Genomic DNA, 19,753 nt, shown 5'->3' with positions numbered 1-19,753 from the left:
GTGTCGCCTGGCAAGACGGTGACCCATGCTAGAAGGGTCTCTTGCAGGATGCTTTAAAGCGCTTTGGATACGTTATGGGCGGCCCGCTGCGCGGCGTCCCGGTCGGCGGGCGTGAGGCTGCCCTTCCGGTACACCTGCATCTGCACCTCGACGAGCAGGTTGCTGACCCGGAAGTACACCGTGCTCGAACCGCGCCAGGTGCGCAGGTTGCGCTCGTCCTGGACGAAGGCGGCCTCGCCGAGTCCGGGCAGGTCGACGACCTCGGAGGTGACCGTGCCGCTCCGCTCGCCGGCCCGGGTGATCCGCGTCGCGCGCTCGCCGGCGAACAGCCGCTGGGCGCGCTGCGGCCCGCTCAGGTCCTCGCCGGGTGCTTGCGGGTACAGCCGCACGACGACCGTCCTGGGCGGCGTGGAGGCGCCCTGGAAGCCCTGCCAGCGGCAGCCCTCGGCGCCCACCATCTCGCGCCGCCCGTCGCCGCCGACCAGTTCCACGGCCTGCTCGTCGGTGAGCAGGCCGCACGGCGCCGGAGCGGCGGCGAACCGGCCCGGCTCCGGGGGCGGGTTGAGCGCGCGGTAGCCGTACCAGCCGCCTAGGGCGATCACCGGCACCAGCAGCAGGGCCGCCAGCAGCGGCAGGAGCCGGCGGCGGCTCTTCGGCACGGCGACAGGACCGGTGACGGCCCCGGCCAGCCGGGCCCGCACCTGGGCGGCGGCCGGACGGCGTGCGGGGTCCTTGGCCAGCAGGTCCATGATCAGCGAGCCGAGCTCGGGCCCGGCGCGCTGCGGGAAGGGCGGCTCCTGCATGAGCACGGCCGCCGCCACCGCCGCGGTGTGCGGGCGCTCGAACGGCGAGCGGCCCTCGACCGCCGCGTACAGGCTCGCCCCGAGCGACCACAGGTCGGAGGGCGGTCCTGCGGGCAGGCCGTTGAACCGCTCCGGCGCCATGTAGGCGGGCGAGCCGGCGCTGCCGAGGCCGTCGTCGGCGCCGTGCATGGGGGTGGCGATGCCGAAGTCGGTCAGCATGGCCGTGCCGTCCAGGTCGAGCAGGATGTTGCCCGGCTTGACGTCCTGGTGCAGCAGGCCGTGCGCGTGCGCGGTCTCCAGCGCCGACAGCACCCGCAGGCCGATCGCCCGCACGTGCTCGGGCGGCAGCGGGCCGTACTCGGCGATCACCTTGTCCAGGGAGCGGCCGGTGGCCAGGTCCATGACGATCCACGGCTGGCCGTGGTCGACGACCACGTCGTGCACCAGCACGATGGCCGGGTCGCGCAGCCGGCCGGCCGCCCGCGCCTCGTCGATGGCCCGGCGGGCGAACGCCTCGCGCCGGGCCGGGTCCTGCGGCATCCGCACCTGCTTGACCGCCACCTCGCGGCCCAGCGTCAGGTCGAAGGCCCGCCAGACGGTGCCCGCCCCGCCCTCGCCGAGGCGCTGGGCCAGCCGGTAGCGCCCGGCCAGCACGGGCGCCTCACCGTGCACGGGTCAGCCCGCGCTCGGTGAGCTGCGCGGCCCGCAGGCCGGTGTCCTTGATGTCCTGGTCGGTGGGCCGGCTGGACAGGGTCGTGTAGTCCACCTTGACCACCAGATTCGCCACGCGGAAGAAGTGCGTCGTGGTGTGCACCCGGCCCTCGGGGCCGGTGAGCTGGAAGGTGAACGCCTCCTCGCCCAGCCCGCTCAGCCAGGTCAGCGGGCCGCGCTTGGCGTCCACGCCGCCGGCGAGGCCGATCTCGGGCCACTTCCAGCGCAGCTCGGTGCGGCGCTGCCAGGCGCGGTCCTGCGCCGCCATGAGCTGGTGGGCCCGCTCCGGCCGCATGGCCCACGGGCTGGGGGTGTCGGAGTCGTGCTGCACCTGCACCTGGATGCCGGTGTCGCGGATGGTCCAGCCGCAGACCGGGCCCTCCTCGTCGGCGCCGGCGACGCCCGCGGGCGGCTTCGCCGTACCGAGGAGACCGCGCACCTCCTCCACGGTCAGCAGCGTGCACAGGTCCAGCGGCGTGGCGTAGAGCTCGGGCTTGGCCGGCTCACGAGGGATCACCAGGAAGCCGGTGACCGCCAGGGCCACCAGCGCCACCGCCCCGGCGATCAGCAGGGGTCTGGTCCGGCGGGGCCGCCGCGCGGGCTGGGTGACGTCCGGCAGCCGCAGCTCGACCGGCTGCCCGGCGGCGAGCGCGCGCAGGGCGGCCAGCGTGGTCTGGGCGTCGGGCCGGGCGGCCGGGTGCCGGGCCATCATCGCGGCGATCAGCGGCACCCGGGTGGGCGGCGGCGGCGCGGCCAGCGTGGCCCTGATCCGGTCGCCGGGCGGCCCCTCGTAGGCCGAGCGCCCCTCGACCGCGTAGTAGAGCGTCGCGCCCAGCGACCACAGGTCGGCGGCCGGACCGCCGGACTCGCCTTCGAGCCGTTCCGGCGCGATGTAGCCGGGCGAGCCGATCATCGTCCCGGCCTGGGTGAGGGTGACCTGGCCCTCCTGGCGGGCGATGCCGAAGTCGGTGAGCACGACGCGGCCGGAGTCGGTGAGGAAGACGTTGCCCGGCTTGACGTCGCGGTGCTGCAGCCCCCGCGCGTGCGCCGCCGTCAGCGCCTCCAGCACGTCGGCGCCGATGCGGGCGGCGTGCTCGGGCGGCATCGGGCCGAACTGCTGGACCGTCTCCCCCAGCGTGCGCCCGCGCAGCAGCTCCATGACCAGCCACGGGCGGCCGTGCTCCTCGACGACGTCGTGCAACGCCACGATGCCGGGATGGCGCAGGCTCCCGGTCACCTGGGCCTCACGCACCGCCCTGGTCAGCATCTCGGCCCGCAGGGCGTGGTCGAGCCCGTCGGGCAGCGTGAGTTCCTTCACGGCCACGTCCCGGTCGAGCATCTCGTCCCGGGCATGCCAGACCGTCCCCATGCCGCCGCTCCCGAGCTGGCGGATGAGGGTGTAGCGCCCGGCTAGGCGTCCCCCAGACATAAAGGGGAGAGTAACGAATAATGCCCCGAAATGAGATCTGAGTCCGCCTCCTCGGGCCGCCAACTGTCGGTCGCGCCTTCTATGGTCTTGGACGTGGACGCGGTTCAAGGCACTCTCGACGAGCTGGGCACCCCCCTCCAGGAGGTGACCTTCGTCGTCTTCGACCTCGAGACGACCGGCGGTTCGCCCGCCGAACACGCCATCACCGAGATCGGGGCGGTGAAGGTGCGCGGCGGCGAGGTGCTCGGCGAGTTCGCCACCCTCGTCGACCCCGGCGGGCCGATCCCGCCGTTCATCTCGGTGCTGACCGGCATCACCGACGCCATGGTCGTGGCCGCGCCGCGCATCGAGTCGGTGCTCCCGGCCTTCCTGGAGTTCATCACCGGCAGCGTGCTGGTCGCGCACAACGCCGGCTTCGACACCGGCTTCATCAAGGCCGCCTGCCAGGCCCACGGCTACCCGCCGCCCAAGAACGCGGTGCTCGACACCGTCGACCTGGCCCGCCGGGTGCTGACCCGCGACGAGATCCCCAACGCCAAGCTCGGCACCCTCGCCCGCTTCTTCCGCAGCTCCACCGAGCCCATCCACCGCGCGCTGCACGACGCCCGCGCCACCGTCGACGTGCTCCACGGGCTGATCGGCCGCTCCGGCTCCTTCCAGGTGCACACCTTCGAGGAGCTCAAGTCCTTCGTCCGCGCGCCCACGCCCGAGCAGCAGCGCAAGCGCCACCTCGCCGAGCACGTGCCGCACGCGCCGGGCGTCTACCTCTTCGAGGACGAACGCGGCGAGGTGCTCTACATCGGCAAGAGCACCAACCTGCGCAACCGGGTGCGCTCCTACTTCACCGCCAGCGAGACCCGGCCCCGCATCCGCGAGATGATCGGCATCGCCGACCGGGTGCGCCACGTCGTCTGCGCCACCAACCTGGAGGCCGAGGTTCGCGAGTTGCGGCTGATCGGCGGCGCCAAACCCCGCTACAACCGGCGCTCGCGCTTCCCGGAGAAGGTCGTCTGGCTCAAGCTCACCGACGAGCCCTTCCCGCGGCTGTCCATCGTGCGCGAGCTGCGCGCCGACGACGGCACCTACCTCGGCCCCTTCTCCTCCCAGCGGGCCGCCGACGACGCCCGCACGGCCCTGTACGACGCCGTGCCGCTGCGCCAGTGCACCGAGCGCATCTCGCTGACCACCCGCCGCCCCGCGTGCGCCCTGTACGAGATGGGGCGGTGCGGGGCGCCCTGCGCCGGGCTCGAGTCCAGCGCCGACTACTCCGTCCACGCCGAGCTGGCCCGCCGCGCCATGCTCACCGACGTCGGCCCGGTCTACTCGGCCATCTCGGCGCGCATGGAACGCCTGTCGGTCGAGCAGCGCTACGAGGAGGCCTCCGTCGACCGCGACCGGCTGGCCGTCTTCGTCCGCGCCGCCGCCCGCATGCAGCGCCTCAGCTCCCTCACCCGCCTGCCCCACCTCGTCGCCGCCTCCCCCGCCTTCGACGGCGGCTGGGACCTGCACGTCATCCGGTACGGCAGGCTGGCCGCGGCCGGCGTGATGCCCCGCGGCGCCCACCCCACCCCCTTCGTCGAGTCCCTCGTCACCTCCGCCGAGCAGGTCCAGCCCGGCCCGGGCCCGGTCCACGCCGCCAGCGCCGAGGAGACCGAGTGCATCCTGCGCTGGCTCGAATCGCCCGGCGTCCGGCTCGTCCAGGTCGACGGCGACTGGACCCTCCCCGTCCACGGCGCCGCCCGCGTCAAGGCCCGCATCGAACAGGCCTACCGTGGCCTCGACCTGGACCGCTCCCGCTCCCGCGAAGGCCGCCCGCTGCGCTGAGCCGGCCGGGGCGAGGCGCTACAGTGGGCCCATGGTCACGGCAATCGTTCACATCAGCGCCGAGGTGGATCGCATTCCGGAGGTCGCCCAGACGATCGCCGAGATCTCCGGCGTCAGCGAGGTCTACTCGATCACCGGGGAGTACGACCTGCTCGCGATGGTGCGGGTGCCCAACTACGAGCAGATCGCCGAGGTCATCCCGGGGCGGATCAACAAGGTGCCCGGCGTGCTCGCCACCGAGACGCACATCGCCTTCCGCGCCTACTCCAAGCACGACCTCGACGCCGCCTTCTCCATCGGCCTCACCGAAGCCGACTAGCCTCCCGCTTCCTCTGAACCGAAGCCGGCCAGCCTCCTACGGCCCCGGCTGGTTCCTCCGAACCGGAGCCGACCAGCCTCCCCCGGCCCGCCCGGTTCCTCCGAACCCGCCGGCGGTCGGGAGGGCTCCGCCGTACAGGTGGGTGGTCGAGAGCCCTGGGAGCACCCTGGAGGGTGAGCCCAGCAGGACCCCACCATGCCCCACCTACGCCGCCTCCCCTCGAGAACACGAAAAGGCCCGGACGGAAACCCGTCCGGGCCTTTCCTTCACCCCGCTAGTGGGTGATCGACTTGTCGTCGCTGTCGGTGCCGATGGCGGCGTGCCCGTCGTCGTGACCGTGCCCGTCACCGTGCCCGTGGCCGTCGTCGAGCGGGATCTTCTCCCCGCCGTAGGCCTTGGACATCCGCCCACGCAGCTTGCCGAGCGGTCCACGCATGCCCTTCGGCGGGATGCCCGCCTGGTCGGCGTCGACGTCGACGGTCGGGACCGCCGACTTGCCCCGCAGGTGCGCCTCGATGTCCTCCGACGGCGGCGTGTGGACCTCGATGAACTCACCGTGCGGCAGGCGCTTGATGACGCCCGACTCCACGCCGTGCCCGATGATCGCGGCGTCGGAACGCTGCAGGCCGAGGCAGACGCGGTAGGTGATGATGTAGGCGAGCACCGGCACCAGGAAGACCGCGACGCGGCCCACGTAGGTGGTCCAGTTGAGGCTCACCTGGAAGTTCGCCGCGAGCTCGTCGTTGGCGCCCAGCAGCCACAGCACACCGTAGAAGCTGATCGCGGCCATGCCGATCGAGGTGCGGTGCGGGTTGTTGCGCGGCCGGTCGGCGACGTGGTGCTCGCGCCGGTCGCCGGTGACCCACTGCTCGATGAACGGGTAGAGGGCCAGGCCGGTCATGATGATGCCCATCGGGACCAGCGCCGGGATGATCACGCTCATCGGCAGCGTGCCCCACATGGAGGTGCCGCCCAGGTTCATCTCCCAGGGCACCATGAGGCGCAGCGAGCCTTCGAGGAAGCCCATGTACCAGTCGGGCTGCGAACCGGCCGAGATGTCGGCCGGGTTGTAGGGCCCGAAGATCCAGATGGGGTTGATCTGGGCGAAGGTCGCCAGACCCGCGATCACCGCGAAGGTGAACAGGAAGTACGCGCCGGCCTTGAGCATGAAGGCCGGGTAGAACGGCGCGCCGACCACGTTCTGGTTCGTCCGGCCCTTGCCGGGCATCTGGGTGTGCTTCTGCACCCACATGAGGACCATGTGGGCCGAGACCAGCGCCAGGATGATGCCCGGGATGAGCAGGATGTGCAGCGAGTAGAACCGGGCGATGACATCCTCACCCGGGTATTCACCGCCGAACAGGAAGAACGTGATGTACGTGCCGACGATCGGCAGCGAGATCGCCACACCCTCGGTGATGCGCAGACCGGCGCCGGACAGCAGGTCGTCGGGGAGCGAGTAGCCCGTCAGACCCTCGGCCAGAGCCAGGGTGAGCAGGAGCACACCGATGATCCAGTTGATCTCGCGCGGCTTGCGGTAGGCACCCGTGAAGAACACGCGGAGCATGTGAACCGTCATGCCGGCGACGAACAGCAGCGCGGCCCAGTGGTGCATCTGCCGCATGAGCAGACCGCCGCGGACCTCGAAGCTGAGCTCCAGCGCCGAGGCGTACGCCTCGGACATCATGACGCCCTTGAGCGGGGCGTACGGGCCGTCGTAGATCACGTGGCCCATGCCCGGCTGGAACCAGAACGTCAGGAAGGTTCCGGTGAGCAGCAGGATCACGAAGGAGTACAGCGCGATCTCGCCCAGCAGGAACGACCAGTGGTCGGGGAAGACCTTGCGCAGGTTGCGCTTCATGAACTGCCCCGCGCCCAGCCGCTCGTCGAGCCAGTTGGACGTGCCGGCGATCGGCTTCGGGACGGTGGTGATGTCGCTCATGCCTTGCCTCCTTCCCGGGCCAGCTGCTCGGCGTCGCCGCGCTCCCAGTAGCTGGGGCCGACCGGGACCGCGAAGTCGCCCTGCGCGATGAGGTAGCCCTCACCGTCAACGGTGATGGGCAGCTGCGGCAGCGGCCGGGCGGCCGGACCGAAGATGACCTTGGCGCCGTCGGCGGCGTCGAAGGTCGACTGGTGGCAGGGGCACAGGATGTGGTGCGTGGTCTGCTCGTACAGGGCCGCGGGGCAGCCGACGTGCGTGCAGATCTTGGAGTACGCCACGATCCCGTCGACGGTCCAGTTCTTGTTCACGCCCGCCTTGAGCTCTTCGGGACGGAACTTGATCAGGATCAGCGTCGCCTTGGCCAGGGCGTTGAGGTCGTGCTCGTAGCCTTCGGGCACGACCGACAGGATGCCGCCGGGCGAGTTGAAGTCGGCCGCCCGGATGCGCTGCGGCGGGTTGGTGCCCTCGACGACCAGGTGGAGGTTGGTGCCCTCCTTGGTCTTGGCGCCCCACACCGTGTGCCGCAGCTCCTTGTGGAACTGCGAGGCCGGCTTGTCGGTGTTGTTGTCCAGGTCACGCAGCAGGACCAGAGGAAGCAGGCCCAGCGGCGCCGAGGCCAGCAGCAGGGTACGGCGGAGCAGCTTGCGCTTGACGAAGCCGCTCTCGCGCGCGCCCTGCACGAAGGTGTCGGCCACGTACTCGCGGGTGCCGGCCTCGGTCGCCATCTCGTGGCGCTCCTGGACCAGGTTGTACTTGGGCATGAGCCCGCGCACCCAGACCACGATGCCGACGGCCAGGCCCAGCAGGGCCAGGGTCAGCGTGCCGCCCAGCGCGAAGTTGGACACGCCGGTGCTGTCGATGTCGCCGACCTGGAAGACCACGTAGGACACCAGGAAGCCGATGGCGGCCAGGAAGGTGATCGTGAAGCAGAGCGCCACGATCTTCTCGGCCTTACGGGCCTTGGCCTCGTCCGGCAGGATGACGCCGGGAACGTCGGCGTCCTCCTCCTGCTGCTGCGCCGTGGCGCCGAGCATCGAGGTGCCCGGCGCTGGGGTGCCGATGACGCGCTTGGGTACGCGACTCTCCGGCTGCTCGATCTCGTGCTCGTTGTCTGTCATGACTTTCGCTTCTTCGCGGTGATCCAGATGGCGGCCAGGCAGAGGGCGGCAATGCCTACGATCCACGCGACGAGGCCTTCTGTCACGGGGCCGATGCGCCCGAGGCCGAAGCCTCCGGGGTCCTTCTGCTCACGGACGGTCTTGACATAGGCGACGATGTCGCGCTTCTCCTCAGGCCGGATGGTGGTGTCGTTGAACACCGGCATGGCCTGCGGGCCCGTCACCATGGCCTCGTAGATCTGCTTCTCCGAGGAGTGGTTGAGACTCGGCGCGTACTTGCCCAGGGTCAGCGCGCCACCGGCGCCCGCCCAGTTGTGGCACTGGATGCAGTTGGCGCGGAAGAGCTCGCCACCACGTGCCGGGTTGCCCTGCGAGGCGTCCGTCCACTTGGCCTCGGGCACGGTCGGCCCGCCGCCGAGCGACTGCACGTAGGCGCCCAGGGCGGCGATCTTCTCCTCGGTCACCCACTTGGCCACCGGCTTGCGCGGGGCCTGGGCGCCGGGGTTGGCGGCCGGCATGCGGCCGGAGCTCACCTGGAAGTCGACCGCGGCCGCGCCGACGCCCACGAGCGTCGGGCCGGTCGAGGTGCCCTCGGCGTTGAGGCCGTGGCAGCTCGAGCAGTGCGCCTGGAAGAGCGACTTGCCCTCGGCCACCGGGTCCTGGCTGGTCGCGAGCGTGGCCTCGGCCGGACGCGAGAACTTGGCGATCGCGGTGTAGCCCACACCGAAAATCGCCAAGGCGAAGATCAGGACGGCGTATCTCGCGAGGGGATGCCGCCGTCGAGCGGTGATCCTAGTCACAGAGATCCCGTCCCTATCGAATGATGTAGATGGTCGCGAAAAGACCGATCCAGACGACGTCTACGAAGTGCCAGTAGTAGGACACGACGATCGCGCTGGTGGCCTGCTCATGCGTAAAGCGCTTCGCGGCGTACGTGCGTCCCAGCATGAACAGGAACGCGATCAGGCCACCGGTCACGTGCAGGCCGTGGAAGCCCGTCGTCAGGTAGAACACCGAGGTGTAGGCGTTCGCGGACAGCGTCGCGCCCTCGTGCGCCAGCTCCATGTACTCGTAGATCTGACCGGCGACGAAGACCGCGCCCATCAGGAAGCTGACGATGTACCAGAAACGGAGCTTGCCGACCTGCCCCTTCTCCGCGGCCCACACGCCGAGCTGGCATGTCACGGAGGACAGGACCAGGATGATCGTGTTGGCCGTCGCGAACGGGATGTTCAGGTGAGCGGTGCCCTTGACGCCCTCGGGCGGAAGCGAGGGCTCCCACGAGAAGCCCTCGCCGACACTCACCGACCGGATGGTGAAGTACATCGCGAACAGCGCCGCGAAGAACATGAGCTCAGAGGACAGCCACACGATCGTCCCCACGCTGACCAGGTTCGGCCGGCGCGACGAGTGTGCTGTCGTCGAAGTTATTGCGGATGCTGTCGCCACGGGCAGCATTATTGCGGTTCCCATGGTCGGGTCGCCCCTCGACCCCCCGATAGGGACAACATAGGTCCCACCAAGCAGGGATTTTGGGAATAATTCCCCCACCGGCGCCGCCGCCCTCGGTACCTGCGCAGGCCGACCGGTACGATCCTGTCTGACCATACAAGCTTCGACCGATAGTGAGCCCGTGACGTGAGCAGCGCTACCGCCAACGACACGATGAGGGTCCTCGTGTACAGCGACGACGCCAACACCCGGGAGAAGGTGCGCCTGGCGATCGGCCGGCGGCCCGCCGCCGACGTCCCCCTCGTGGAGATCGTGGAGTGCGCCACCGAGCCCAAGGTCCACCAGTGGCTGGCCTCGGGCGAGATCGACGTGGCCGTGCTCGACGGCGAGACCCAGCCGGCCGGCGGCATGGGCGTCTCCAAGCAGGCCAAGGACGAGGTCTACGACTGCCCGCCGATCTGCCTCATCATCGCCCGCCGCGACGACCGCTGGCTGGCCGACTGGTCCAAGGCCGACGCGGTCGTCCCGCAGCCGATCGAGCCGGTCGCGCTGGCCGACGCCGTGGCCGGCCTGATGCGCCGGCGCGCCGCCTCCCGACTCAACGCGAAGTAGGTACCGCCATGGACTCCCGCACCACCTGGCCCGCCCTGCTGTCCGCCCTGCTCGCCGGTGAGCATCTCACCGCGGACGAGACGGCCTGGGCGATGCGGGAGATCATGTCCGGTACGGCGACGCCGGCCCAGATCGCGGGCTTCGCGATCGCGCTGCGCGCCAAGGGCGAGACGGTGGCCGAGGTCACCGGCCTGGCCCGCACCATGCTCGAACTGGCCACCCCGCTGCACGTGCGCGGGCCCGTGGTCGACGTGGTCGGCACCGGCGGCGACCGCGCGCACACCGTCAACGTCTCCACCATGGCCGCCATCGTGGCCGCCGCCGCGGGCGCCAAGGTCGTCAAGCACGGCAACCGGGCCGCCTCCTCCTCGTGCGGCGCCGCCGACGTGCTGGAGCACCTCGGCATCGTGCTCGACCTGACCCCCGAGCAGACCACGCGGGTGGCCGACGAGGCGGGCATCGCGTTCTGCTTCGCGCCGGTCTACCACCCCGCGCTGCGCTTCGCCGGGCCGCCGCGCAAGGAGATCGGCGTGCCGACGGTCTTCAACTTCCTCGGGCCGCTCACCAACCCCGCCCGGCCGGCGGCGCAGGCCATCGGGGTGTACGACCCGGGCATGCTGCCCGTGCTGGCCGGGGTGTTCGCCGAGCGCGGCGTGTCGGCGCTGGTGTTCCGCGGGGACGACGGGCTGGACGAGCTGACCATCGCGACCACGTCCACGGTGTGGGTGGTGAGCGAGGGGTCGGCCACGCAGACGGTGTTCGACCCGGCGGTGCTGGGGATCGCGCGGGCGGACGTGGGGGCGTTGCGGGGTGGGGACGTGGAGTTCAACTCGCAGGCCGTGCATGACCTGGTGCGGGGGAAGCACGGGCCGGTGCGGGACGCGGTGCTGTTGAACGCGGCTGCGGCGCTGGTGGCGCTGGACGGGGCCGGGGATGACCTGGACTCGGCGATGATCGACGGGTATGCGCGGGCGGTTCAGGCGGTTGACTCGGGGCGGGCGGCTGCGACGCTGGATCGGTGGATCGAGGTCAGCCGGTCGCTTCGGCGGTAAGCCGAGGGGTGCTCGCCGTGTTGGCCATGTCCGACGGCGGGTGGCCCGGTCACAGGGGCATGGTCCTCGGCTAGGGTGCTCGCCGCATTGGGCCATGTCCGACGGCGGCTGGCCTCTTCACAGGGGCATGATCCTCGGCTGGGGTGCTCGCCGCATTGGTGGACGGTGGCCGTGGGGGGTGGTCGTGGCGGTGGGGGGCCGTTAGCCGCGGTTCTGGGGGGTGCCCGCCCTTAGGGCGGGCTGGGTAATAAGAGGTCGTAGTCGTATAAGGCTCCGGGCCCCGCTAATAAGGCGAGTGGGCCCGAGGCGGCCGTCGCTTCGGCCACTTCCCCGCTCTGTCCCGATGAGGCCTCAGGCGCGGCGTGAGCCCCGTCGGGAGCCTCCGCGTCGCCGTACCCGAACCAGGTACGGCCTACGCTCGCCGTCCCCCGGAGGGGGAACGCGCGGCGGGCGGTGGCGCAGCGGCCGGGCAGGCCGGTGCGGACGCTGCCGCAGGAGCGCGTCAGGCGAGCGGGTCGGTGCCGAAGGACTTGGTGGTGCTCCACTTGAGCCACTGCTTCCAGTCCTCCTGCCAGTGCCCCCAACCATTGGTCGGCTCCAACTTACGCGGTGAACCCGTGATGATGATCGGGTCTCCGATCAAAGTGTTCCTAATGAACCACGAGGCGTTCGATGGGCTGACGTTGACGCAGCCGTGACTGACGTTCGCGTAGCCCTGGGAGCCGACCGACCACGGGGCGCTGTGCACATACTCGCCGGAGCTGGAGATGCGCACGGTGTTGTAGACGGTCTTGCGGTAGTAGCCGGGCTGGCCGGGGCCGATGCCGGGCGAGATCATGATGGTGACGGGCTCGCGCGACATGGCCAGGTGCACGCCGGAGGTCGTGTAGTACTTCCAGGTGCCGCCCTGGCCGGCGCTCATCGGGATCTGCCTGATGACCTTGCCGTTGCGGCGCACGGTCAGGTGGTGGGTGTCGGTGCTGCCCTTGGTGATCTGCTCGCGGCCGATCTTGAAGTCGAGCACGTGGTCGCGCTTGCCGTACACGCCCTCGGCGCCCCTGACGCCGGCCAGGCGGGCCTCCAGGTGGACCTTGGTGTGCGCGGGCCAGTAGGTCTTGGGCCGGAAGTCGAGGTGGCGGTCGTCGAACCAGTGCCAGGCGCCCTCGATGGGCTTGGAGGTGCGCAGGTGCAGCGCGGCCTCGACGGCGACGCGGTCGGTGACGTCCCGGGTGAACTCGATCATGATCGGCATGCCGACGCCGACGGTGAGGTCGGTGTCGTTCTTGTTGGGGAGCATGCGCTCGATGTCGAAGGTGCGCTCGGCCTTGACCGTGCTGAACGTGCTGGTCGTCTGCGTGGTGGCGCCCTTGGCGTTGGCCGCGGTCGCGGTGACGGTGTAGGTCGTGCCGGGCCTGGCCAGGCGGGTGCTGCGCCAGCGGGTACCGTCGGCGCTGATCGCGCCGGGCAGCTCGCCGCCCGCGTGCCGTACCTTCACGCTCTTGAGCGTGCCGCCGCTGGCGCCGACGACCACGAGCTGGTCGGTCGGCAGGTTCTTGGCCTTGTCGGACGGGAAGACGGTCAGCTTCGCCTCGGCGACCGCCGGGGCCGCGCTCCCCGCCTCGTCGGCGGCGCTGACCGCCGAGCAGGCGACCAGCGAGGACAGGGCCAGCAGGCCGACCGAGCCGCGCACCATGGGTACTCCCCTACCGAAAGATCCAGCTTGACACCTTCTTACTACCCTCAGTGATCGTCCGGCCACAGCTTCGCTGCGGTAAAAACACGAAAAAGCGGGTGCCCCGGGAGGGGACACCCGCTTTGTCCGTTCAGTACTCAGTGGGCGAAGTGGCCCCGGTAGTACTGGAAGACGAAGCCGACCATCGCCATGATCACGAAGGCCGTGCCGATCATGAACATCCACAGGCCCACCGCGAAGCCGGCGAAGGCGAAGGCCGCCGCCAGGCAGACGAACAGCGGCCACCAGCTGCTCGGGCTGAAGAAGCCGATCTCACCGGCGCCCTCGCTGATGTCGGCCATCTTGTTGTCCTCCGGCTGGTCGCCGATGCGACGAGCGGTGAACATCAGGTAGTAGCCGATCATGAACGCGAAGCCGACCGAGATCGCCATGGCCGTCGTGCCGACGGGCTCGCCGACGCCGTTGTTCTCGGCCTTCGTCCAGAACCAGTAGGCCACGTCCACGGCGGCGAAGAACAGGCCGCAGAGCAGGAACAGCCAACCCTGAACCTTCATCGGACCTCACCCTCCACAGCGGGGCGCTTGGCGGAAACGTGCGGGTAGTGCAGGTCGAACGCGGGGCGCTCGGAACGGATCTGCGGCAGCGAGGTGAAGTTGTGCCGCGGCGGCGGGCAGGAGGTCGCCCACTCCAGCGATCCGCCGTAGCCCCACGGGTCGTCGACCGTGACCTTCGGCGCCGACCGCCAGGTCTTCCACACGTTGTAGAAGAACGGGAGCGTCGAGGCGCCGAGCAGGAAGGCGCCCACCGAGGAGAACAGGTTGAGCGAGGTGAAGTTGTCGATCGCGCTGTAGTCGGCGTAGCGGCGCGGGAAGCCCGCGGCGCCGAGCCAGTGCTGCACCAGGAAGGTGGCGTGGAAGCCGATGAACAGCAGCCAGAAGTGCAGCTTGCCCAGCGTGTCGTTGAGCATCTTGCCGGTGAACTTGGGCCACCAGAAGTAGAAGCCCGCGAACATCGCGAACACCACGGTGCCGAAGACCACGTAGTGGAAGTGGGCGACGACGAAGTAGGAGTCGGAGAGCTGGAAGTCCAGCGGCGGCGAGGCCAGGATGACGCCGGTCAGGCCGCCCAGGAGGAAGGTGATGAGGAAGCCCACCGAGAACAGCATCGGCGACTGGAACGACAGGTGGCCGCGCCACATGGTGCCGATCCAGTTGAAGAACTTCACACCCGTCGGGACGGCGATCAGGAAGGTCATGAAGCTGAAGAACGGCAACAGGACCTGGCCGGTGGCGTACATGTGGTGCGCCCAGACGGTGATCGACAGACCCGCGATGGCGATGGTCGCGCCGACCAGGCCGATGTAGCCGAAGATCGGCTTGCGGCTGAAGACCGGCAGGATCTCCGTCACGATGCCGAAGAACGGCAGCGCGATGATGTACACCTCGGGGTGGCCGAAGAACCAGAACAGGTGCTGCCAGAGCATCGCCCCGCCGGTGGCGGAGTCGAAGATGTGCGTGCCGAGCTTGCGGTCGGCCTCCAGCGCCAGCAGCGCGGCGGCCAGCACCGGGAAGGCCATGAGCACGAGCATCGAGGTCAGCAGGACGTTCCAGGTGAAGATCGACATCCGGAACATCGTCATGCCGGGCGCGCGCATGCAGATGATCGTGGTGATGAAGTTCACCGAGCCGAGGATCGTGCCGAGGCCGGACAGCGCCAGACCCATGATCCACAGGTCGCCGCCGATGCCGGGCGAGTAGATCGCGTCCGACAGCGGGGCGTAGGCGAACCAGCCGAAGCTGGCCGCGCCGCCCGGGGTGAAGAAGCCGGAGACCGCGATGATGCTGCCGAACAGGTAGAGCCAGTAGCTCACCATGTTCAGCCGCGGGAAGGCGACGTCGGGGGCGCCGATCTGCAGCGGCATGAGCTCGTTGGCGAAGCCGGCGAACAGCGGCGTCGCGAACATCAGCAGCATGATCGTGCCGTGCATGGTGAACAACTGGTTGAACTGCTCGTTGCTGACGAACTGCAGTCCGGGACCCGCCAGCTCCGCTCGCATGATCAGCGCCATGACGCCGCCGATCAGGAAGAAGATGAACGAGGTGATGAGGTACAGGTGGCCGATGATCTTGTGGTCGGTCGACGACAGCCACTTGGCGATCGTCTTCCCCTTGCTGGTCGGCCGGACCGGCACGGAGGTGATGGGGTGCTGGATGGCGGTCACTGGGCGCTCCCGGCCTGGGTCGCGAGGTACTGGTCAAACTCCTGCTTGGACACGAGCTTGACGTTGAAGAGCATCCGGCTGTGGTCGGTGCCGCAGAGCTCGGCGCACCGGCCCGCGTAGACACCCGGCTTGTCCAGGGTGGTGACCTCGAAGCGGTTCTTCTCCGGCTTGATGCCGGGGATCACGTCACGCTTGAACAGGAAGGCCGGCACCCAGAACGAGTGGATCACGTCGGGCGACTCGAGCTGGAACTCGACCTTCTGGCCGACGGGCAGCACGAGCTGCGGGCCCTGGCGGTAGTCGCTCACCGGCTTGCCCATGACGACCGACTTCTTGCCGCCGGAGTCGGTGGTGAAGCGCCAGCTCCACTGGACGGCCTCGACCTTCACCTTCACCGTGGCGTTGCCCTCGACCCTCATCAGGGCGTTCTGGTCGCGCGCGGTGAAGTAGAAGAACACCGAGACCATGACCAGCGGTACGAGGGTGTAGAAGATCTCGATCGGCAGGTTGTAGCGCACCTGGGGCGGCAGCGCGGAGGAGTTCTTCCGCCGCCGGTGGAAGAGGCACGCCCAGATGATCAGCAAGATCACGACGAGGCCGGTGGCCAGCGCGGCGATCCACGCGCCGTCCCAGAGGGACTTGACGATGCCGCCCTCCGCCGTGATGCGGTCCGGCGGCAGGAAGCTCTGCCCGGCGGAGTCGCTCAGGAACGGCTGCTCTTCACTACTACACGCCGTCGCGAGGACCAGCGGCAACGCCAAAGCGGCGGCGCTCATCACTCCACGCCGGGCCCACGGACGCCGCATCGAACGGCGGGTCGGACTCACGGATCGCCTACCCCACAGATGAAGCCCAGGAGTCGCTCCTGGGTGCTCGTATTTCCATATGCACAGCTTGATTGCAGACACATTAGCGCTAGGGCCCCCCGGCCTCCCGCGCGACCCCTCGATGGGACGATAACTATCGTGGCGTACTTCGACGCGGCCTCGACCGAGCCGCTGCACCCGGCGGCCCGAGAGGCCTATCTGTCCGCCCTCGGCGCGGGCTGGGCTGACCCGGCACGATTGTACGGCCCGGCCCGGCGGGCCCGGCTGCTCCTGGAGCAGTCTCGGGCGGAGATCGCCGAGCTGCTCGGCGCCCGTGCGGACGAGCTCTCCTTCCCATCATCCGGCACGCACGCCGTCCACCTGGGCATTCTCGGGGCGCTGGCGGGTCGCCGCCGGGTGGGTGAGCGCGTGGTGGCCTCCGCGGTCGAGCACTCCAGCGTCCTGCACGCCGCGCCAGAGGCGGCGCTCGTGCCGGTCTCGCTCACCGGCCGGGCCGACGTGGCCGCCTTCGCCGAGGCGGTCGCGGTCGAGGGCACCGCGCTGGCCTGCCTGCAGACGGCCAACCACGAGGTGGGCACCCTGCAGCCGGTCGCCGAGGTCGCCGAGGCGTGCCGGGCCGCCGGGGTGCCGCTGATGGTGGACGCCTGCGTCACCGCGGGCCGGCTGCCGATCCCGGCCGGGTGGTCGGTGCTGGCGGCCAGCGCGCACAAGTGGGGCGGGCCGGCGGGCGTCGGCGTGCTGGCGGTGCGCAAGGGCACCCGGTTCCGCTCGCCGTACCCGGAGGACGACCGGGGCCGCGTGCCCGGTTTCCCCGACGTCCCGGCGGTCGCCGCGGCGGCGGCGGCCCTGCGGGCGGTCAGCGCCGAGGCCGCCGCCGAGAACGCGCGCCTGGCCGGGCTGGTCGACCTCATCCGTGACCGGGTGCCGAAGCTCATTCCCGACGTCGAGGTCATCGGCGAGCCGGTGGAGCGGGCTCCGCACATCGTGACCTTTTCGTGTCTCTACGTGGACGGCGAGGCGCTGCTGACCGAGCTCGACCGGCTGGGGTTCGCCGTTTCGTCAGGCAGTTCGTGCACCGCTAGTACGCTACGACCATCGCACGTGCTGGAGGCGATGGGAGTGCTCACGCACGGCAACGTCCGGGTCTCGCTGCCCCGCGGGGCGAGCCGGGACGACGTCGAGCGTTTCCTGGCCTCGCTTCCCGAGGTGGTGCGCCGGATCCGCCTAGACGCAGGAGTTTCGTGAACGCTCCCGTAACGCCCGCCCTGACGATCGACGCGCTCGGCAAGAAGTGCCCGATCCCGATCATCATGCTCGCCGAGCAGATCAACGCCGTTCCGTTGAACGCGGTGGTCGCGGTGCTGGCCGACGATCCGGCGGCGTACACGGACGTGCCCGCGTGGTGCCGGCTGAAGTCGCACCCGCACGTCGGCACCTACGAGCTGCCGCAGGGCGGGTGGGCGATCCACGTGCGGCGCAACTACTGATCTTCCCCTGACGTACGGCGGGCCGCGGCCAAGGAGCCGTCCGGCGTACGGCGGGCCGCCGCCAGGGCGTCGCGGGCCTCGACGGTCGTGGGGTGGTCGGGCCCGTGCAGGGCCTCGTCGGCGCGCACCACGTGCTCGAGCAGGGCGATCGCCTCGGGCAGCCGGCCGGCCTGCTGGTAGGCCAGGGCCAGCTCGTGCCGGGTGATGACGGCCTCCGGATGGTCGTCGCCGAGCGCCCGCGTCTGTCCCTCCAGCACCTCCTCGTACAGCTCGATCGCCTCGTCCAGGTGCCCGGCGCGCTGGTGGGCGATGGCCAGGACGCCCTGGGTGGCGGCCCGGAGCCGGGGGTCGGCCAGGTCCTGCGCCAGGATCATCCGGAGGATGACGATCGCCACCTGCGGGCGGTCGGCCAGCGCGTGGGCGATCGCCAGGCTCGACCCGGCGGCCACGGTGAGCTCGTGCGTCTCCCCCAGCGTCCGGGCGCACTCGGGCAGCAGGCTCTCCATCATGGCGATCGCCTCGTCGTAGCGGCCGGCGTCGCGGTGGAGCTGGCCCAGGGCCACCCGGGCGAGCAGGGTGTCCGCGTGCGTGGGGCCCTGGGTGCGGGCGCGGGCCTCGGCGACGTCCTGGAGGATCGTGATCGCCTCGGTGAAGCGGTGGGCCGACCAGTGGGCGCGCGCCAGGTTGTGCTTCGCGGTGAGCGTGGCCGGGTCGTCCGGTCCGTTCAGCCGTTCGCGGGCGGCCACCACCTGGGTGTAGAGGGGTTCCGCCCGCCGCCCGTCGTAGAGCTCGTTCAGGCAGAAGCCGGCGTGGTGCATGAGCTCGACGATCGGTTCGGCCGCCGCCGGGTCCTCGCGTAACGGCCGCGCGTGCTCCCACAGGGCCTGGCTCTGCTCGGCGACCATGAGCAGGTACGGCAGGCGGTGCCAGAGGTCGGCGTGGCCGAGCTCGAAGATCTCGTCCATGCGGCCGGCCGCCCGGCCGAGCAGGGCGGCGAGCGTGCCTTCCCGCTCGGCCCGCTCCCTGACCACCCGGCCGACCAGCCGGTGCACCAGCACCACGGAGCCGTCCCGGCTGAAGGAGGCCAGGCAGGTGCGGGCGAGGTCGGCGAGGGCGGGCCTGGCCTCCTCGCCGAGCAACGAGACCTCGACGCCCGACGCCGACAGGACGGAGAGCTCGCCGAGGAGCCGGTGGGCCGTCTCGTCCAGGCCGGAGACCGCCCGGAGGATCGTCTGGGCGACCCCGCGCGGGTACGGCTCGCCCCTGGGCCGCTCCAGCGCCACCTCGACCGGGGTGGCGCGCAGCCGGGCCAGGTAGTCGTCGTACGCCAGCCGGGGCGGCCCGGCCAGGTCGGCGGCGGCGACGGACAGCGCCAGCGGCAGCCGGTCCACCTCCTCGGCGAGCCGCCGTGCCCCGCCCCGGTCGCCGGGGCCGACGCGTTCACGCAGGTAGGCGAGCGCCTCGGTCACGGTGAAGCGCTCGACGTCGACCAGCTCGGCCAGGTGCCCGAAGTCGCGGTCGTTGGTGGTGATCAGCACCCGGACCGCGCCGCTCGGCGGCAGCAGCGGGCCGACGAGGTCGGGGTCGGCCGCGTCGTCCAGCACCAGCAGGTACGGCTCGGCCCGGGCGGTCAGCCACTCGCGCACCCGCCGGACGGTCTCCTCCGGAGGGTCGCCCTCCCGCAGCAGGCCGAGCTCGCGGGCCATGAGGTCGACGCCGCTCTGGAACTGGCCGGGGGTCTCGGCGCCGAGCCAGGCGACCGGGCGGCCGGCGTCGAGGCTCTCGCGGGCGAGCGCGGCGGCCAGGTGGGTCTTGCCGACGCCCCTGGCCCCGGCCAGCGAGCACACCGCCGCCCGGCCGCCGGCGGCGAAGACGGCGTCGATGCGGGCGCGCAGGGCTTGACGCGGCTGGAAGGCCCTGGGAGCGCGGGGGACTTCACCGAGGCAGAGCGGCGGCCTGGCCACCGGTGCCATCGGCCGCGTGGAGGGCGCTGCGGGCGAGGTCTCGACAGGCTGGGGCGTCTCGCGCGAGGTCCACCAGCCCAGTACGAAGCCGAGCGGCGAGCCGACCAGGCCCACCAATATGCCCACCCGGTCGAGGTCGGCCCCCAGCCGCTCGCCCAGCCCCCACACCACCGCACCGGCCACGCTGGGCAGCAGGGCGGCCAGGGCGATCTTCAACCAGCGCGGCATGTCCCGTCCTCTCCGGCCTCTCATCCCCGGCAACGCCTGCCGTACCGGAAAAGTGTCACAGGGTCGTGACA

At 70.8% G+C, this 19,753-nt stretch carries 17 protein-coding genes; 6 read left to right on the top strand and 11 right to left on the bottom strand.

Going from position 1 to position 19,753, the window contains the following annotated elements; all coding sequences use genetic code 11:
* Window positions 1–53 precede the first annotated feature (53 nt).
* Together AB0I67_RS40315 and AB0I67_RS40310 are read right to left on the bottom strand one after the other, a co-directional pair.
* Window positions 54–1,475 (bottom strand): serine/threonine-protein kinase, encoded by a 1,422-nt coding sequence (locus tag AB0I67_RS40315; protein WP_357935610.1) that lies wholly within the window; start codon window positions 1,473–1,475, stop codon window positions 54–56.
* On the bottom strand, window positions 1,465–2,943 hold the full coding sequence (locus AB0I67_RS40310) for a protein kinase (protein ID WP_357935608.1): 1,479 nt from the start codon (window positions 2,941–2,943) through the stop codon (window positions 1,465–1,467). The genes AB0I67_RS40315 and AB0I67_RS40310 overlap by 11 nt, the downstream gene beginning before the upstream one ends.
* A gap of 93 nt (window positions 2,944–3,036) precedes the next feature.
* Here AB0I67_RS40310 and AB0I67_RS40305 point away from each other — a divergent pair, with 93 nt between their 5' ends.
* Window positions 3,037–4,767 carry a DEDD exonuclease domain-containing protein gene (locus AB0I67_RS40305; protein WP_357935605.1) on the top strand — a complete coding sequence of 577 codons (1,731 nt, stop codon included), beginning with the start codon at window positions 3,037–3,039 and terminating at the stop codon, window positions 4,765–4,767.
* A 31-nt stretch (window positions 4,768–4,798) separates the two neighbouring features.
* The gene (locus AB0I67_RS40300; RefSeq protein WP_357935604.1) at window positions 4,799–5,086 is read left to right on the top strand and encodes an Lrp/AsnC ligand binding domain-containing protein; all 288 of its coding nucleotides are present in this window, start codon (window positions 4,799–4,801) and stop codon (window positions 5,084–5,086) included.
* A 274-nt stretch (window positions 5,087–5,360) separates the two neighbouring features.
* Here AB0I67_RS40300 and AB0I67_RS40295 read toward each other — a convergent pair whose 3' ends face one another.
* Genes AB0I67_RS40295 through AB0I67_RS40280 form a run of 4 tightly spaced genes read right to left on the bottom strand, consistent with a single transcriptional unit; the run spans window position 5,361 to window position 9,604 of the window.
* Entirely contained in the window at window positions 5,361–7,028 is a 1,668-nt protein-coding gene (locus AB0I67_RS40295) for a ubiquinol-cytochrome c reductase cytochrome b subunit (RefSeq protein WP_357935603.1), read from the bottom strand.
* Window positions 7,025–8,146, bottom strand: a complete 1,122-nt coding sequence (locus AB0I67_RS40290) for a Rieske 2Fe-2S domain-containing protein (protein WP_357935600.1) — start codon at window positions 8,144–8,146, stop codon at window positions 7,025–7,027. The genes AB0I67_RS40295 and AB0I67_RS40290 overlap by 4 nt, the downstream gene beginning before the upstream one ends.
* On the bottom strand, window positions 8,143–8,946 hold the full coding sequence (locus tag AB0I67_RS40285) for a c-type cytochrome (RefSeq protein ID WP_357935598.1): 804 nt from the start codon (window positions 8,944–8,946) through the stop codon (window positions 8,143–8,145). Before AB0I67_RS40285 ends, AB0I67_RS40290 begins: the two co-directional genes overlap by 4 nt.
* Window positions 8,947–8,959: 13 nt before the next feature.
* Window positions 8,960–9,604 carry a heme-copper oxidase subunit III gene (locus AB0I67_RS40280; RefSeq protein WP_357935595.1) on the bottom strand — a complete coding sequence of 215 codons (645 nt, stop codon included), beginning with the start codon at window positions 9,602–9,604 and terminating at the stop codon, window positions 8,960–8,962.
* 207 nt (window positions 9,605–9,811) lie between these two features.
* Here AB0I67_RS40280 and AB0I67_RS40275 point away from each other — a divergent pair, with 207 nt between their 5' ends.
* Together AB0I67_RS40275 and trpD are read left to right on the top strand one after the other, a co-directional pair.
* On the top strand, window positions 9,812–10,210 hold the full coding sequence (locus tag AB0I67_RS40275) for a hypothetical protein (RefSeq protein ID WP_357935664.1): 399 nt from the start codon (window positions 9,812–9,814) through the stop codon (window positions 10,208–10,210).
* Window positions 10,211–10,218: 8 nt separating this feature from the next.
* A complete protein-coding gene (gene trpD / locus AB0I67_RS40270) occupies window positions 10,219–11,262 on the top strand; it encodes an anthranilate phosphoribosyltransferase (protein ID WP_357935592.1) in 1,044 nt (347 codons plus the stop codon).
* A 502-nt stretch (window positions 11,263–11,764) separates the two neighbouring features.
* On the opposite strand, the gene AB0I67_RS40265 is transcribed toward trpD, so the two are convergent.
* The 4 genes from AB0I67_RS40265 to coxB all read right to left on the bottom strand — a co-directional run bounded on the left by AB0I67_RS40265 (window position 11,765) and on the right by coxB (window position 15,952).
* Window positions 11,765–12,955 carry an Ig-like domain-containing protein gene (locus AB0I67_RS40265; RefSeq protein WP_357935590.1) on the bottom strand — a complete coding sequence of 397 codons (1,191 nt, stop codon included), beginning with the start codon at window positions 12,953–12,955 and terminating at the stop codon, window positions 11,765–11,767.
* Between the two features lie 137 nt (window positions 12,956–13,092).
* Window positions 13,093–13,509, bottom strand: coding sequence for a cytochrome c oxidase subunit 4 (locus AB0I67_RS40260; protein WP_357935588.1), 417 nt, complete (start codon window positions 13,507–13,509; stop codon window positions 13,093–13,095).
* Window positions 13,506–15,176 (bottom strand): cytochrome c oxidase subunit I, encoded by a 1,671-nt coding sequence (ctaD, locus tag AB0I67_RS40255; protein WP_357935585.1) that lies wholly within the window; start codon window positions 15,174–15,176, stop codon window positions 13,506–13,508. The genes AB0I67_RS40260 and ctaD overlap by 4 nt, the downstream gene beginning before the upstream one ends.
* Entirely contained in the window at window positions 15,173–15,952 is a 780-nt protein-coding gene (coxB, locus tag AB0I67_RS40250) for a cytochrome c oxidase subunit II (RefSeq protein WP_357935584.1), read from the bottom strand. Before coxB ends, ctaD begins: the two co-directional genes overlap by 4 nt.
* Window positions 15,953–16,141: 189 nt before the next feature.
* On the opposite strand from coxB, the gene AB0I67_RS40245 reads away from it, so the two are divergent.
* Complete coding sequence (locus AB0I67_RS40245; RefSeq protein ID WP_357935581.1) at window positions 16,142–17,248, top strand: aminotransferase class V-fold PLP-dependent enzyme; 1,107 nt, start codon at window positions 16,142–16,144, stop codon at window positions 17,246–17,248.
* Window positions 17,245–17,490, top strand: a complete 246-nt coding sequence (locus AB0I67_RS40240) for a sulfurtransferase TusA family protein (protein WP_357935578.1) — start codon at window positions 17,245–17,247, stop codon at window positions 17,488–17,490. The genes AB0I67_RS40245 and AB0I67_RS40240 overlap by 4 nt, the downstream gene beginning before the upstream one ends.
* Here the strand turns inward: AB0I67_RS40240 and AB0I67_RS40235 are convergent.
* Window positions 17,484–19,682 (bottom strand): tetratricopeptide repeat protein, encoded by a 2,199-nt coding sequence (locus AB0I67_RS40235; protein WP_357935575.1) that lies wholly within the window; start codon window positions 19,680–19,682, stop codon window positions 17,484–17,486. The two genes, AB0I67_RS40240 and AB0I67_RS40235, sit on opposite strands and share 7 nt — an antisense overlap.
* Window positions 19,683–19,753 lie beyond the last annotated feature (71 nt).

This window comes from Nonomuraea sp. NPDC050310, assembly GCF_040655795.1.
Lineage (GTDB): Bacteria > Actinomycetota > Actinomycetes > Streptosporangiales > Streptosporangiaceae > Nonomuraea.
Note: the sequence above shows the minus strand (reverse complement) of the source record. Positions and strands in the feature narration are given on the sequence as shown.